Genomic DNA, 13,602 nt, shown 5'->3' on the forward strand with positions numbered 1-13,602 from the left:
CGCATATGTTGTGCAAGTCCTGGGCGCGCGACATCATCCTCAGATCGGCGCCCTCGCCGCGCATCACCCCTCGTCGATCGCCTCGAGCGCCAGCTTCGCCAGGACCGGAACGTTGCGGCCATAGACCTGCGCCTTCTCGGGGTTCGAGGCGTTGCCGTCGGCATAGCGCTTGAACACTCCCTGCAGGATCGCCGCGAGACGGAAGAACGAGAAGGCGAGATGGAAGGTCCAGGCGTCGATGCCGTCGAGCCCCCGCCGCTCGCAGTAGCGCGCGACATATTGCGCCTCGGTCGGGATGCCGCGCTCGGCCCGGTCGATGCCGCCGAGCCCCTTGAAGCTGCCGAGATTGGGCAGGCGCCACTGCATGCACTGATAGGCGAGGTCGGCGAGCGGATGGCCGAGGGTCGACAGCTCCCAGTCGATCACCGCCGCAATCGCCGGCCGGTCCGGCGCGAAGATCAGGTTGTCGAGCCGGAAGTCGCCATGGACCAGCGTCGCCACGCCGTCGTCGGCGGGAAGGTTGGCCTCCAGCCAGCCAATCAGCCGGTCCATGTCGGGAATCTCGTCGATCTTCGACTGGCGCCATTGGTCGGACCAACGCGACAGCTGGCGGGCGAAGTAGTTGCCCGGGCGGCCGAAGTCGGCAAGCCCCACCGCCTCGACGTCGACCGAGTGGATCGCGGCGAGCGTCTCGTTCATCGCATTGAAGATCGCCCCGCGCTCCTGCGGCGCTTCGAGCTCCGGCAGGGCCGGATCCCAAAAGGTCCGACCGGCGACATGCTCCATGACGAAGAACGCCCGGCCGATCGGCGAGGCGTCGTCGGCGGCGAGATGCAGCATCGCCGGGACGGGCACGCCGGTACCCCCCAGCGCCTTCATCACCCGGTATTCGCGATCGACCTGATGGGCCGACTTGAGCAGCTTGCCCGGCGGCTTGGCGCGCAGGACGTATGTGCCGCTGTTTGCATCGAGGCGATAGGTCGGGTTCGACTGGCCGGACTGGAACTTGACGATCCGTTCGAGTCCGGAAAATCCCTCCACCTCTGCTTCCAGATAGGCGGACAGCGCCTCCTGATCGAGCGTTGCGTCGTCACCATCGGCCATCGATCTTGCCTCCCCCGCCATTGCCCGCGCCCCGACCTGCGCCACGACCGCGCCTCATTCCTCCCGCGCGGCCATCACCGTCAGGGTGATCCAGCGGGCCGAGAGCGCCGGCTTCAGCGCGCCCTCGATCTCCACCGCCGCGTCCCAGCCCGTCTGGACGCTCACCGCCCGCTCGGTCAGGGCGATCATCCTGAACCGGCCACGCACCCGCGTACCGGCCTTGACCGGATTGAGGAAGCGGATCCTGTCGAAGCCGTAGTTCATTCCCATCCGGGTGCCGACGACGCCGGGGATCGCCTCATAGGCGAGGGTCGAGAGCAGCGACAGCGTCAGGAAACCGTGGGCGATCGTGCCTCCGAAGGGGGTCTCGGCCTTCGCCCGCTCCGGATCGACATGGATGAACTGATGGTCGTGGGTGGCGACGGCGAAGCGGTCGATCATCGTCTGGTCGACGCTCAGCCAGTCCGAGAACAGGGGCTCGCCGTCGAGCAGCGCCCGATAGTCGGCGAGCGGCACCATCCGCCCGGCGATCAGCGCCTCCGTCTCGGCCACCGAATTCAGCGCCATCATGCCTCCCCGAAAAGTTCTGGTCCCGTCATCGTGGCGATGCCGCCATCGATGGGCAGGATCGCGCCGGTGATATATGCGCCGGCACGCCCGCAAAGGAACAGGGTGGCGCCGGCGATGTCGTCGGGCCGGCCGATCCGGCCGAGCGGAACGCCCTTGCCGATCCGCGCCGCCTGGTCGTCCGTGCCGGTCGCAAAGGCCGTCATCTTCGACTGGAAGGGTCCGGGCGCGAAGGCGTTGACGGTGATCCGGCGGACCGCCAGTTCCTTCGCCAGCGACCGTGTCAGGTGATGCACGGCTGCCTTGGAGGCGGCGTAGGAATAGACGTTCTCGGCGAGCGGCTGGGCGCCCATCACCGAGCCGAGATTGAGGATGCGGGCAGGCTCGTCGTCGCTCGCCGAGGCTTCGAGCAGCGGCAGGAGCGCCTGGGTGAGCGAGAACAGGCCGGCGACATTGACCGAGAAGACCCTGTTCCAGGCGCCATGGGGAAACTCGCCCAGCGGCGCGCCCCAGGAGACGCCGGCATTGTTGACGAGAATGTCGAGCCGTTCCGTCCGCTCGCCGATCGCCCTCGCCAGCGCCAGGACCCCCTCCTCGCTGGAGACGTCGCCGGCAAGCGCGGTGACGGTCCCGGGAAGTCCTTCGCCGTTGATTTCGGCCGCGGTCGCCTCGCAGGCCTCCAGCTTGCGCGAGGCGATGAAGACCTGCGCCCCCGCCCCGGCCAGCGCCGCCGCGATCATCCGGCCGATGCCGGTCGCCCCGCCGGTGACCAGCGCGGTCTTGCCGTCCAGCGAAAACAGCCGTTCGAAAATCGCCTTCGTCATGTCGTCGTCCCTTCCTCCCGAGGATCGGGGGACATCTAAGCCGCAATCTCGAATTGACACCATACGAGATTGTATGTCCCATCGACGGCGCCGGCCGGATCGCGACGGCTCCGGCGGCGCGGAGGACCCTTCCCGATGGCACGTGCGACGCGGCGAGACGCAGACAAGCCGAAAGGCCGGCCGCCGCGCCGCGAGCGGAACTTCGCCGCCATCCGCGAGGTCGAGGACGGCGAGTTTCGCCGGCGGATCCTGGCGGCGGCGGCCGAGATCTTCTCGACCCGCGGCTTTGCCGCCGCCTCGATCGACGAGGTGGCAAAACGCCTCGGCGCCACCAAGGGCCTCGTCTATCACCGCTACCGCTCCAAGGGCGAGCTGCTCATCGACGTCTGCGAAGACGGGCTCGCAGCCATCACGGCGCGGCTCGCCGCCATCGCCGAACGCCGGGAGCGGGCGATCACCCGCCTGACCGGGGCCGCGACGCTGCATGCCGGCGACGTCGTCGAGCGGCTCGACCTGCACCGCACCCTCGCCGGGGCGACCTGCGGCACGGCGGCCGCAAGCCTCGCCGGAGACGAAGTCGCAGCGCTTGCGGCCATCGCGGAGAAACGCCAGGCCTATGACGCGATCTTCACCCGTCTGATCGAGGCCGCCGCCGCCGAGCGCGACCTGCCGTCGGGCCGCGACACCGCGATGCTCGGCCGCATCTTCGTCGCCGCCCTCGACGCGCCGCTGACATGGCCGCCGGCGACCATCGCCGAGCTTTCGGGCAAAAGCGATTTGATCGCGCGCCAGCTGGCCTATTTTGCCATCCGGGGAGCAGGAGCGTCGGACACGACGCTGATGGAGGAGTTTTCACGATGACGGCGACCATGGATCTCGGCCTGTCCGAGCGTCTCGAACCCATCCACGCGGCGGTCCGCGACATGGTCCGCACCGAGATCGAGCCGGCGAGCGAGGAATTCCTCGCCGAGGTGCCGAAGGACGGCCGCTTCGTCTATACGGCGCGCCAGAGCGAGATCCTGGAGGGGCTGAAGGCGAAAGCCCGGAGCCGCAATCTGTGGAACTTCTGGCTGACCGGATCCGAGCGCGGCTACGGCCTGACGACGGTCGAGTACGCCTATCTCGCCGAGGAAATGGGCAAGGCCCATCTCGGCGCCGAGACCTTCAACTGCTCGGCTCCCGACACCGGCAACATGGAGGTTCTGGAGCGCTTCTGCACCGAGGCGCAGAAGTCGCCGTGGCTGCCGCGGCTCCTGAACGGCGAGATCCGCTCGGCCTATCTGATGACCGAGCCGGAGATCGCCTCCTCCGACGCCACCAACATCGCGATGCGCTGCGTCGCCGATGGCGGCGACTACGTCCTCGACGGCGAGAAGTGGTGGGCGTCCGGCGCCGGCGATCCGCGCTGCGCCATCTACATCGTCATGGTGCGCACCGGCGGCGACGATCTGCCGAAGCACAAGCGCCACTCGATGCTGCTGGTGCCGGCGGACACGCCCGGCATCGAGGTTCTGCGGGCGATGCAGGTCTATGGCGACGACGACGCGCCGCATGGCCACATGCACATCCGCTTCTCCGGCGTGCGCGTGCCGAAATCGGCGATGATCCTCGGCGAGGGCCGCGGCTTCGAGATCGCGCAGGGCCGGCTCGGGCCCGGGCGCATCCACCACTGCATGCGCGCCATCGGCCATGCCGAACGCGCCCTGGAGCTCCTGTGCGAGCGCTCCCTCGCCCGCGAGGCCTTCGGCAAGCCGCTCGCCGAACTCGGCGAGAACTACGACATCATCGCCAAGGCCCGCATGGACATCGAGATGGCCCGGCTCCTCTGCCTGAAGGCCGCCTGGATGATGGATCGGGGGGATCTGAAGGCCGCGGCGCCGTGGATCTCGGCGATCAAGGTGGTCGCCCCGAACGTCGCGCTCGACGTCATCGACCAGGCGGTCCAGATGCATGGCGGACAGGGCATCTCCCAGGATACGCCGCTGGCCCGCATGTGGACCCATGTGCGCACGCTCCGCCTCGCCGATGGACCCGATGCGGTGCATCGCCGCCAGGTGGCGCGGTGGGAGTTGAGGAAGCATCGGCCCTGAGGGCGCCAGGGAGGCAGGGAGGCAGGGGGTGACGATTGGGGAGTGGCCGCGCCGTCGAGCCGGTGCCGGCTGCCTGAGCGAGCCGTTCGGGCAAGGCCAACAAGGTCAGGCCCGGCTCGGCGAGGCCGGAGCGAGGCGGCGGTGACGCGGTGCTAGAGCATGATCCCGAAGAGTGGGAACCGGTTTTCGGAAAAGATCATGTGGCAAGAAGACGATAGAGGGGGATGCCGATCAAAGCTGATCTCATCCCGCTTTAGCCCTCGTCCCGCAGAAACAGGAACAGCGCGACGAGGAGTGTGACCCCCATGACGACGATCGCCAGGAGATAGAGAATCGGTTCATCGGGCGTGACGTATCGGGAGCCACCCCAGTCCAGGAAGACGTCGGCCCTGCCCTGCACCAGAACGCCGCCCAGGCCGTAGAGGCAGACCAGCCCGGCGGTGGGCGCAAAGACCTGAGAGACCGTCTTGGCAAGAGACCATTCGGCCGACGCAAGCTCCTCTCGAACGCCTAACGCGCGGAGCCACACGTCTCCCTTCGTCAACCAGGTCCGGTCGGAAAGCGGTTCCTGTTTCGGCGACGCGGAAATAGAAAGATTGCTCATTGGATCATCTTCCATGGAAACTTCCACCTGCGCCTAAACGTCGCAAATTAGAAATGGTTCATTTGGAGGAACAACCGACCGACACGCGAAGACAATTTTAAATATAACTGGAGTTGATCCTTGAAGGCCATCTTGTGCGACACTTACGGCCCGATCGCCGGGCTCGACTGGCGCGACGTGCCCGAACCACGCCCGGCGGAGCACGAAATCGTCCTCGCGGCGCAGGCGATCGGCGTTAACTACCCGGACGGACTCCTCGTCCAGGGCCTCTACCAGGCGCGGCCGGAGCTACCCTTCGTGCCGGGCATGGAGGCGGCGGGCCGCGTCGAGTCCGTCGGCTCCAAGGTCAGCCGCTTCCGGCCGGGCGACCGCGTCGTCGTCCAGCTGTCCCATGGCGCCTATGCCGAAAAGGTTCTCGCTCCGGAAGCCGCCGCGATGGCGCTTCCCGATGCGGTCTCCTTCGAGACGGCCTGCGCCCTCGTCTGCGGCTACGGCACCAGCCACCATGCGCTGAAGCAGCGGGCAGCGCTCCAGCCCGGCGAGACGCTCCTCGTCCTCGGCGCCGCGGGCGCGACGGGCATCGCCGCCATCGAGATCGGCAGGATCATGGGCGCGCGCGTCATCGCCGTCGCATCGAGCGAAGAGAAGCGGGCGCTGACCCTGGCCAAGGGCGCCGACGCGGCGATCGGCTACGAGGATCTGCGGGGCGACATCAAGCGGCTCACCGACGGCCAGGGCGTCGACGTCGCCTTCGATCCCGTCGGCGGCGACGCCTTCGAGACGGTGGCGCGCGCGATGGCGTGGAACGGCCGGTTGCTGGTCGTCGGCTTTGCCTCCGGCACGATCCCGAAGCTCGCCGTCAATCTGGCGCTGGTGAAGGGCTTTGCCTGCGTCGGCGTGTTCTGGGGCGCCTTCACCCAGAAGGAGCCGGACGTCTTTGCAAGGAACATGGCCGAGCTGATGGGCTGGGCAGTAACCGGCGACGTTGCCCCCGAGATCAGCGAGCGGGCAAGGCTTCAGGATGCCGCCGACGTCCTCACCCGCATGCATGCGCGCCAGACCCTCGGCAAGATCGTCCTGGTGCCGTAGGACCGGGATGATGGTTCGCCTTCAAGGCGGGCGCCGCTGGAAGAGCCCCGGGCAGATCCGGCAAAGTCGGGGAACCTTGGCCCCAGAGTAAAACTCGACTACATTGCAGGAGTGGGGCCGAAGCTGCTAACTCCGACCCTGTTTCGTGCATTAGGTGATTATCAGGATCCGGACCTCAATCACCCAACTGGTCCGGGTCCGTTTCAGTTTCAGCACGACGGTTAGCGGAATCATCCACATCACCGTTCTCCTCCAGGAGAGCAAAGCCGTTGCCTCGGCCGCGGTGGCTCATCCTCCGCGATGGCACGAGTTGGGCGCGTGCGGGCTGCTTCTGCTCCCTCGATTTCAATCATGCCCTGCACAGTGTAGGGACACAACGAAACCGGGATATCAGCTCGCTTGCCGGTCGCAGACCCGCGGCATAAACCCGGAAATGCTGCGAAGAACCGACCCCGATGCGGCCTGCCGGCACCCGCGCCGCGCCGCAGGCAACCGGATCGGCGTGTCGGTGGTTTGCCCGCAGAGGGCGGCGCGCCAGCCCCGCCACGCGGTCCGCGCAAGTCCATGAAGGAAGGCCCGACGATGTCCCCTATTCCCGCCAACATGAAAGCCCTCGTCCTGCGCCATGACGGCTATTCCGGCACCGCCGAGGGTCCGTCGATCGCCAGCCTGTCCGACTGGTGCGCGCTGCTGGAGGTTCCGGTGCCGCAGCCGAAGGGCCGCGAGGTGCTGGTCAGGGTGGGGCTTGCCAACGTCAACCCGTCGGACCTCCACTACATCAAGGGCGAATATGGCCAGCCCCGCCGCAAGGGCGTCGCAGCCGGCTTCGAGGGCATGGGCGAGGTGGTCGCCGCCGGCGACGACGAGGCCGCTCGGGCGCTGATCGGCCAGCGCGTCGCCGTCTCGGTGGCGCGGGGCGGCAGCGGCGTGTGGGCGCAATACGCTTTGACCGACGCAAGGGCCGTCGTGCCGCTCGATCCGAGGCTCTCCGACGCGGACGCCGCCGCGCTGATCGTCAATCCGATGACGGCCCATGCGATGCTGCTTCTGGTGAAGGACGCCGGCGCGAAGGCCTTCGTGATGACCGCCGGCGCCAGCCAGCTCGGCAAGCTGATGGCGACGCTCGCCCCGCAGATGGGCCTCGCCTCAGTCGCGACGGTGCGCCGCGAGGAGCATCGCTCGCTGCTCGAGGGCCTCGGCGTCGGCACCGTGGTCAATACCGGCCGCGAGGACTTCGAGGACATGCTGGTGATGGCGATGCGCCAGGTGCAGCCGACCGTGCTGCTCGACGCCGTCGCCGACCGCTATTCGGCCGAGATCTTCGCCGCCATGCCGGCCGGGGCCCGCTGGGTGATCTACGGCAAGCTCTCGGCCGAGGCGCCGAAGCTGCCAAGCCTCGGCCAGATGGTTTTCATGAAGAAGCAGATCGAAGGCTTCTGGCTGACCGAGTGGATGGCCAGGGCCTCGCCCACGGCGCGTCAGGAGGCGTTTGCGGCCGTCCAGGACCGCTTCATTTCCGGGGCCTGGAAGACCGACGTGGCCGCGACGCTGTCGCTGGAGGAGGCCGAGGAAGGGCTGGCCGAGGCGCTGTCGGGCCTCAACCAGGGCAAGGTGCTGATCCGGCCCTGAGGTCCGGGGGCTGCGCCCGCGCGACGCAGCTCACCGCCCTGTCACAGCGGCATGGCGGGATGCGCTCCTGTCGAAGCAGTGCCCGATACGCCCATCCGCGTCGGAGATCGGGCGCGAAGTCCGAAGCTGCGTCATCCCGGCCCCAGCGCCGGGATCGATCCCCTACCCCGCCCGTTCGCGGATGAACCGGATCACCTCTGCGCGGATGCGGCGGTCGCCCAGCGGCAGCACCGTCGAGAAGGACGAGATCGTGTCGATGTGGCCAAGGCCCGGATAGACCGTCGTCTCGACCGGAACGCCGGCGGCCTTCAGCCTTGCGGCCAGCGACTGCGTGTTCTTCGGATCGACCGTCGTGTCGTCGGCACCGGTGATCAGCAGCGCCGGCGGCTCGTCGCCGGAGACGAAGTTCACCGGCTGGCTCGCCGCACGGGTCGCCTCCGGAAAGATGCGCTTGTAGCGCGCGTCGGTCAGAGGCAGGAAGTCATAGGGGCCGGACAGCCCGATAAAGCCCGCCAGCCGCTCGACCGAGGAGCCGGCGCCGGCCAGATAACGCCGGTCGGTGGCGATCAGCCCGGCGATCTCGGCGCCGGCCGAATGGCCCATCAGGAACAGCGGGTGGCGCCCCGCGGGGATGCCCTCGCGCCCCGCTCTCGCCAGCCGGTCGACGGCGGCGACCGCCGCCGCGCCGTCCTCGACGAAGCCGGGAAAGCGCGTCTGCGGATAGAGCCGGTAGTTCGGGATGGCGACGATGAAGCCGGCGCTCGCCAGCGACTGGCCGACGAAGGGATAGATGTCCTTGGAGCCGGTATCCCAGCTGCCGCCATGGATGAACACCACCACCGGCGTCGTCGGCGTCATCGTCTTCGGCAGATAGAGATCGAGGACGCGGCGCTCCCCCGGCCCGTAGGCGAGATCGGCGACGAGACGGTAGTCGCCGGACGGCGTGATGGCGTTGAGCGCTGTGGCGCAGCCGGACACAGCGAGGCCGATGAAGCCGCAGACGAGGAACAGCGCGAGGCGCTTCAACCAGGCCGGCCTCTTCGTCTCCACGGACGCATCGGCGGGCAGATCCCTCCGCCGCTTCCCCTCGGTCGGCTGCGAGCGACCAGCTGCGGCCTCCTGCGGCTCGAACGAACCCATGCGAAGGTTCACTGGACGCCGGACAGTTTGGCGGTGATCCGTTCGAGCACGACGGCGGTCTCGTCGAGGCTTTCCGCGAACAACCTGCGGCTCGTCGCGCTGCCCGCCTCGCTCGCCTCGCGTCCGGCCGCGTCGGCGCCGAGCCGCGCCTCCATCTCCTGCAGCCGCCGCCGCGCCTCGTACAGCTGATCGGTGGCCATGATGGCCGCCATCACCGTCAGCCGCAGGTCGCCGATCTGGCCGAAGGATTCGCGCAGCTCGGCGATCTTGCCGTCGACATCGGCGGCCAAGGTCTCGAGATGGGCCTCCTCGCCCTCGGCGCAGGCCATCCGGTAGGTCTTCTGGTCGATGGTGACGACGATCTGCGGCATGAATACGTCCCGTTGCGATCACACGTTTCGTCGACGGCTATGAAGCGCCCGATACCCGAGGCGCAAGCCATCCATGCCCGCGACTGGAAAACAACCGGCCGAGAAGGGCAAGGCGGCAACCGCCCGCGAGCCGCCTATTTGTGCTGGTCGAGCACCTTACGCACCCTCTCCATGGCGTCGACCAGGCGCTTGGAGACCTCGCGGTTGGCCTGTTCCAGCCGCTCGCCCCGGGCCAGCGCGGCATCCAGCTCGCGGGCGAGCCGGCCGCGGTCGGCGGTCTGGCGCTGCACTTCGGCGTCGACGCTGCGCAGCGCGCCCTCCCGTTCGAGCCGGGCATCGACGGCACTGTCCAGCCGCTCGAGCGCCGTTCGAAGTCGCGTCCTGGCAGCGTCGAACGGATCGTCATGCGGCATCGGCGGTGTCTCCAACGGCGGTTGCCGGATCGTCGGCGGCGACCGGTCCGGCAGATTTTCATGGGGCATGTGCCCATGACGGTCTTAGCGGCTCGCGGGCTTCAAGAAAAGCGCGAGGCGGGCCGCGGGGTTGCGCCGGTCCCAGGGTTTTGTTGACAGCGGCGGGGGCCTATGATGGATGCCGCGCGTCTCGACGGCCCGCCTCGCGGCGGCCGCATCCTGACCAGGAGCCATTCGGGGAAACCTTGCGATGACGATCGAAATGCGCCGCAGGATGGCGAACGCCATCCGTTTCCTCTCTGCCGATGCAGTGGAGGCCGCGGGCTCCGGCCATCCGGGCCTGCCCATGGGCGCCGCCGACATCGCGACGGTGCTGTTCACGAAGTTCCTGACCTTCGACCCGAAGAAACCCGACTGGCCGGACCGCGACCGCTTCGTGTTCTCGGCCGGGCACGGCTCCATGCTGCTCTACAGCCTGCTCTATCTGCTCGGCTATCCCGACATCGGCATCGAGGAGATCAAGCGCTTCCGGCAGCTCGGGTCGAAAACCGCGGGCCATCCCGAATACGGCCATGCGGCGGGCATCGAGGCGACCACCGGCCCGCTCGGCCAGGGCACCGGCAATGCCGTCGGCATGGCGCTCGCCGAGCGCATTCTCAACGCCAGGTTCGGCAACGACGTCGTCGACCACACCACCTACGCCCTCGTCGGCGACGGCTGCCTGATGGAGGGGATCAGCCAGGAGGCGATCTCGCTCGCCGGCCATCTCAAGCTCTCCAAGCTGATCTTTCTCTGGGACGACAACGGCATCACCATCGACGGCAAGGTGTCGCTCGCCGATTCCACCGACCAGCTCGCCCGCTTCGAGGCGTCCGGCTGGCAGGCGCTGGCCTGCGACGGCCACGACCACGACGCCATCGCCGCCGCCATCGCCGCGGCCAAGCAGAGCGACCGGCCGACCCTGATCGCGGCGAAGACCACCATCGGCTTCGGCGCCCCGAACAAGGCCGGCACCGCGAAGGCCCACGGCTCGCCGCTCGGCCCTGACGAGATCGCCGCCGCCCGGGAGGCGCTCGAATGGCCGCATCCGCCCTTCGAGATCCCCTCCGACGTCCTCGACCAGTGGCGCATCGCCGGGCTTCGCTCCGGCAGCCGGCGCAAGGAGTGGGAAACCCGCTTCGCCGCCGTCGATGCCGAAACCCGCGGCGAATTCGACCGGCGCATGCGCGGCGACCTGCCGAGCGGCTTCACCCAGGCGATGCACCGCTTCAAGCGCCGGATGAACGAGGAGCGGCCGAAGATCGCGACGCGCAAGGCGTCCGAGATGGCCCTCGAGGAGATCAACGCCGTCGTCCTCGAGACGGTCGGCGGCTCGGCCGACCTCTCCGGCTCCAACAACACCCGCACCAGCCAGATGACGCCGATCACCGCCGGCGACTATTCCGGCCGCTACATCCACTACGGCATCCGCGAGCACGGCATGGCGGCGGCGATGAACGGCATGGCGCTGCATGGCGGGATGATCCCCTATTCCGGGACGTTCCTGGTCTTCTCCGACTACTGCCGCGGCGCGCTGCGCCTCGCCGCCCTGATGGGCATCCGGGTCGTCCATGTGATGACCCATGATTCGATCGGCCTCGGCGAGGACGGGCCCACCCACCAGCCGGTCGAACATCTGGCGGCGCTGCGGGCCATTCCCAACATGCTGGTGTTCCGCCCGGCCGACGCGGTCGAGACCGCCGAGTGCTGGCAGCTGGCGCTGCAGCATCGCGCCGCCCCGTCGATCCTCGCCCTGTCGCGTCAGGACCTGCCGACGCTCCGCCTCGACGAGCACGACGAGAACCGCAGCGCCCGCGGCGTCTACGAGATCGACCCGGCCTCCGGCGAGGCGAAGGTGTCGATCTACGCCACCGGCTCCGAGGTGGAGATCGCCGTCGAGGCGCGCCGGCGGCTCGAGGGTGCCGGCATCCCCACCCGCGTCGTCTCCGTGCCCTCCTTCGAACTGTTCCGCCGCCAGACCGCCGAGTACCGGCGGGCGCTCATCGACGACGCCAGCCTCAAGGTCGCCGTCGAGGCGGGCGTGCGCCAGGGCTGGGACGAATTGATCGGCCGCGACGGGCTGTTCGTCGGCATGCCCGGCTTCGGCGCCTCCGGCCCCGCGCCGCAGCTCTACGCGCATTTCGGCATCACGGCCGAGGCGGTCGTGGCAAGCGTCACCTCTCGCCTCGCCGCACGGGAAGCGTCGGAAGAGGCGTAGGATCAAGGGCCTCGAAGACCGCACGGTCGCCCTCGGGCGATCGTTCGCCGAGCCTGCCGCCCGGCCCCGAGACCCGCGACCCCGTCCGGCCGCCGGACATGTCGGCGTCCTGATCCAGTGCGACGGGGCTTGAACGGCGAAGCCTTCGAAAAATTCATCCCGCCCTTGAGAAAAGCTGACGGGTCGGCCAACTTGATTCGACCGCTCGCCGGGTCTACAGCCGGCCAGACAGCCGCTATCGGGCATCCTTCAGCCGGTACCGGGCATCCTTCAGGGAGAGTGACAACCATGGCAGTTCGCGTTGCAATCAACGGTTTCGGCCGCATCGGCCGAAATGTCCTGCGCGCCATCGTCGAATCGGGCCGCACCGACATCGAGGTCGTCGCGATCAACGATCTCGGCCCGGTCGAGACCAACGCCCACCTGATCCGCTACGACAGCGTCCATGGCCGCTTTCCCGGCACCGTGACGGTCGAGGGCGACACGATCGACGTCGGCCGCGGCAAGATCAAGGTGACCGCCGAGCGCGATCCGAAGTCGCTGCCCTGGAGCGAGATGGGCATCGACATCGCGATGGAGTGCACCGGCATCTTCACCGATCCGGCCAAGGCTTCGGCCCATCTGGAGGCCGGCGCGAAGAAGGTGCTGATCTCCGGGCCGCTCTCCAATCCGACCCAGGGCGAGAAGACCATCGTCTTCGGCGTCAACCACCAGACGCTGACGGCCGACGACCGCATCGTCTCCAACGCCTCCTGCACCACCAACTGCCTCGCCCCGGTCGCCAAGGTCCTCAACGACGCCATCGGCATCGACAAGGGCTTCATGACGACGATCCACTCCTATACCGGCGACCAGCCGACGCTGGACACGATGCACAAGGACCTCTACCGGGGCCGTGCCGCCGCTCTGTCGATGATCCCGACCTCGACAGGCGCCGCCAAGGCCGTCGGCCTCGTCCTGCCCGAGCTGAACGGCCGCCTCGACGGCGTCGCGATCCGCGTGCCGACCCCGAATGTCTCAGTTGTGGACTTCAAGTTCGTCGCCAAGCGCCAGACCAGCGTCGACGAGATCAAGGAGGCGATCCGTGCGGCCGCCGGCAGCGCGCCGCTGAAGGGGATCCTCGGCTTCACCGACGAGAAGAACGTCTCCTCGGACTTCAACCACGACCCGCATTCCTCGATCTTCCACATGGACCAGACCAAGGTCATGGAAGGCTCGCTGGTGCGCGTCATGTCCTGGTACGACAACGAGTGGGGCTTCTCCAACCGCATGAACGACACCGCGGTTGCCATGCATCAGGCCTGACCGACCCGGTCGGCGCGTCTGGAAGCCACCGACGCGAGAGCTGTCGAAGGCCGTCCCCCCGGGGGCGGCCTTTTTCGTCTGGCATGGGGTGTCGTGAGCGGAACCGGGGCTGCGCGGGCCGGTTGCCGGCGAGGCTCCTCGGTCGCCGGCGCTGCTCTCCTGCCGGAAGAGGGGATGCCGCACGGAGCGGCTTTGCACGATCGCTGCTG

13 protein-coding genes are annotated in these 13,602 nt (G+C 68.4%); 6 read left to right on the top strand and 7 right to left on the bottom strand.

Features of this window, described 5'->3' with window-relative positions; all coding sequences use genetic code 11:
- Positions 1–63: 63 nt before the first annotated feature.
- Genes ATO4_RS12895 through ATO4_RS12905 form a run of 3 tightly spaced genes read right to left on the bottom strand, consistent with a single transcriptional unit; the run spans position 64 to position 2,495 of the window.
- Positions 64–1,104: a phosphotransferase family protein gene (locus tag ATO4_RS12895; protein WP_083591933.1), complete on the bottom strand. Its 1,041-nt coding sequence runs from the start codon at positions 1,102–1,104 to the stop codon at positions 64–66.
- Positions 1,105–1,158: 54 nt separating this feature from the next.
- Positions 1,159–1,623: a MaoC family dehydratase gene (locus ATO4_RS12900; RefSeq protein WP_245308734.1), complete on the bottom strand. Its 465-nt coding sequence runs from the start codon at positions 1,621–1,623 to the stop codon at positions 1,159–1,161.
- Positions 1,624–1,670: 47 nt separating this feature from the next.
- Positions 1,671–2,495: an SDR family oxidoreductase gene (locus ATO4_RS12905; RefSeq protein ID WP_083591934.1), complete on the bottom strand. Its 825-nt coding sequence runs from the start codon at positions 2,493–2,495 to the stop codon at positions 1,671–1,673.
- 135 nt (positions 2,496–2,630) lie between these two features.
- Here ATO4_RS12905 and ATO4_RS12910 point away from each other — a divergent pair, with 135 nt between their 5' ends.
- Both ATO4_RS12910 and ATO4_RS12915 read left to right on the top strand, forming a co-directional pair.
- Positions 2,631–3,356, top strand: a complete 726-nt coding sequence (locus ATO4_RS12910; protein ID WP_083591935.1) for a TetR/AcrR family transcriptional regulator — start codon at positions 2,631–2,633, stop codon at positions 3,354–3,356.
- Positions 3,357–3,364: 8 nt separating this feature from the next.
- On the top strand, positions 3,365–4,585 hold the full coding sequence (locus tag ATO4_RS12915; protein ID WP_083592002.1) for an acyl-CoA dehydrogenase family protein: 1,221 nt from the start codon (positions 3,365–3,367) through the stop codon (positions 4,583–4,585).
- A gap of 253 nt (positions 4,586–4,838) precedes the next feature.
- Here the strand turns inward: ATO4_RS12915 and ATO4_RS12920 are convergent, their stop codons facing one another.
- Entirely contained in the window at positions 4,839–5,189 is a 351-nt protein-coding gene (locus tag ATO4_RS12920; RefSeq protein ID WP_083591936.1) for a hypothetical protein, read from the bottom strand.
- 120 nt (positions 5,190–5,309) lie between these two features.
- Between ATO4_RS12920 and ATO4_RS12925 the strand changes: the two genes are divergently transcribed.
- Positions 5,310–6,278 carry an NADPH:quinone oxidoreductase family protein gene (locus tag ATO4_RS12925; protein WP_083591937.1) on the top strand — a complete coding sequence of 323 codons (969 nt, stop codon included), beginning with the start codon at positions 5,310–5,312 and terminating at the stop codon, positions 6,276–6,278.
- 582 nt (positions 6,279–6,860) lie between these two features.
- Positions 6,861–7,907 carry an alcohol dehydrogenase catalytic domain-containing protein gene (locus ATO4_RS12930; RefSeq protein WP_083591938.1) on the top strand — a complete coding sequence of 349 codons (1,047 nt, stop codon included), beginning with the start codon at positions 6,861–6,863 and terminating at the stop codon, positions 7,905–7,907.
- 162 nt (positions 7,908–8,069) lie between these two features.
- Here ATO4_RS12930 and ATO4_RS12935 read toward each other — a convergent pair whose 3' ends face one another.
- The 3 genes from ATO4_RS12935 to ATO4_RS12945 all read right to left on the bottom strand — a co-directional run bounded on the left by ATO4_RS12935 (position 8,070) and on the right by ATO4_RS12945 (position 9,831).
- Positions 8,070–8,957 carry an alpha/beta hydrolase gene (locus ATO4_RS12935; protein WP_245308729.1) on the bottom strand — a complete coding sequence of 296 codons (888 nt, stop codon included), beginning with the start codon at positions 8,955–8,957 and terminating at the stop codon, positions 8,070–8,072.
- Positions 8,958–9,055: 98 nt separating this feature from the next.
- On the bottom strand, positions 9,056–9,418 hold the full coding sequence (zapA, locus tag ATO4_RS12940; protein WP_083591940.1) for a cell division protein ZapA: 363 nt from the start codon (positions 9,416–9,418) through the stop codon (positions 9,056–9,058).
- Positions 9,419–9,552: 134 nt separating this feature from the next.
- Positions 9,553–9,831: a DUF4164 domain-containing protein gene (locus tag ATO4_RS12945; protein WP_083591941.1), complete on the bottom strand. Its 279-nt coding sequence runs from the start codon at positions 9,829–9,831 to the stop codon at positions 9,553–9,555.
- Positions 9,832–10,081: 250 nt separating this feature from the next.
- Here ATO4_RS12945 and tkt point away from each other — a divergent pair, with 250 nt between their 5' ends.
- Entirely contained in the window at positions 10,082–12,088 is a 2,007-nt protein-coding gene (gene tkt / locus ATO4_RS12950; protein WP_083591942.1) for a transketolase, read from the top strand.
- Between the two features lie 288 nt (positions 12,089–12,376).
- Positions 12,377–13,393 (top strand): type I glyceraldehyde-3-phosphate dehydrogenase, encoded by a 1,017-nt coding sequence (gene gap / locus ATO4_RS12955; protein WP_083591943.1) that lies wholly within the window; start codon positions 12,377–12,379, stop codon positions 13,391–13,393.
- Positions 13,394–13,602: the final 209 nt, after the last annotated feature.

It is taken from the genome of Aurantimonas sp. 22II-16-19i (assembly GCF_002088275.1).
Classification (GTDB): domain Bacteria; phylum Pseudomonadota; class Alphaproteobacteria; order Rhizobiales; family Rhizobiaceae; genus Jiella.

Coding starts and splice junctions, on each gene's coding strand:
- zapA (WP_083591940.1), bottom strand. CDS start 9,418: ATGCCGCAGATCGTCGTCACCATCGACCAGAAGACCTACCGGATGGCC.
- ATO4_RS12920 (WP_083591936.1), bottom strand. CDS start 5,189: ATGAGCAATCTTTCTATTTCCGCGTCGCCGAAACAGGAACCGCTTTCC.
- ATO4_RS12900 (WP_245308734.1), bottom strand. CDS start 1,623: ATGGTGCCGCTCGCCGACTATCGGGCGCTGCTCGACGGCGAGCCCCTG.
- ATO4_RS12895 (WP_083591933.1), bottom strand. CDS start 1,104: ATGGCCGATGGTGACGACGCAACGCTCGATCAGGAGGCGCTGTCCGCC.
- ATO4_RS12910 (WP_083591935.1), top strand. CDS start 2,631: ATGGCACGTGCGACGCGGCGAGACGCAGACAAGCCGAAAGGCCGGCCG.
- ATO4_RS12930 (WP_083591938.1), top strand. CDS start 6,861: ATGTCCCCTATTCCCGCCAACATGAAAGCCCTCGTCCTGCGCCATGAC.
- ATO4_RS12915 (WP_083592002.1), top strand. CDS start 3,365: ATGGATCTCGGCCTGTCCGAGCGTCTCGAACCCATCCACGCGGCGGTC.
- tkt (WP_083591942.1), top strand. CDS start 10,082: ATGACGATCGAAATGCGCCGCAGGATGGCGAACGCCATCCGTTTCCTC.
- gap (WP_083591943.1), top strand. CDS start 12,377: ATGGCAGTTCGCGTTGCAATCAACGGTTTCGGCCGCATCGGCCGAAAT.
- ATO4_RS12945 (WP_083591941.1), bottom strand. CDS start 9,831: ATGCCGCATGACGATCCGTTCGACGCTGCCAGGACGCGACTTCGAACG.
- ATO4_RS12905 (WP_083591934.1), bottom strand. CDS start 2,495: ATGACGAAGGCGATTTTCGAACGGCTGTTTTCGCTGGACGGCAAGACC.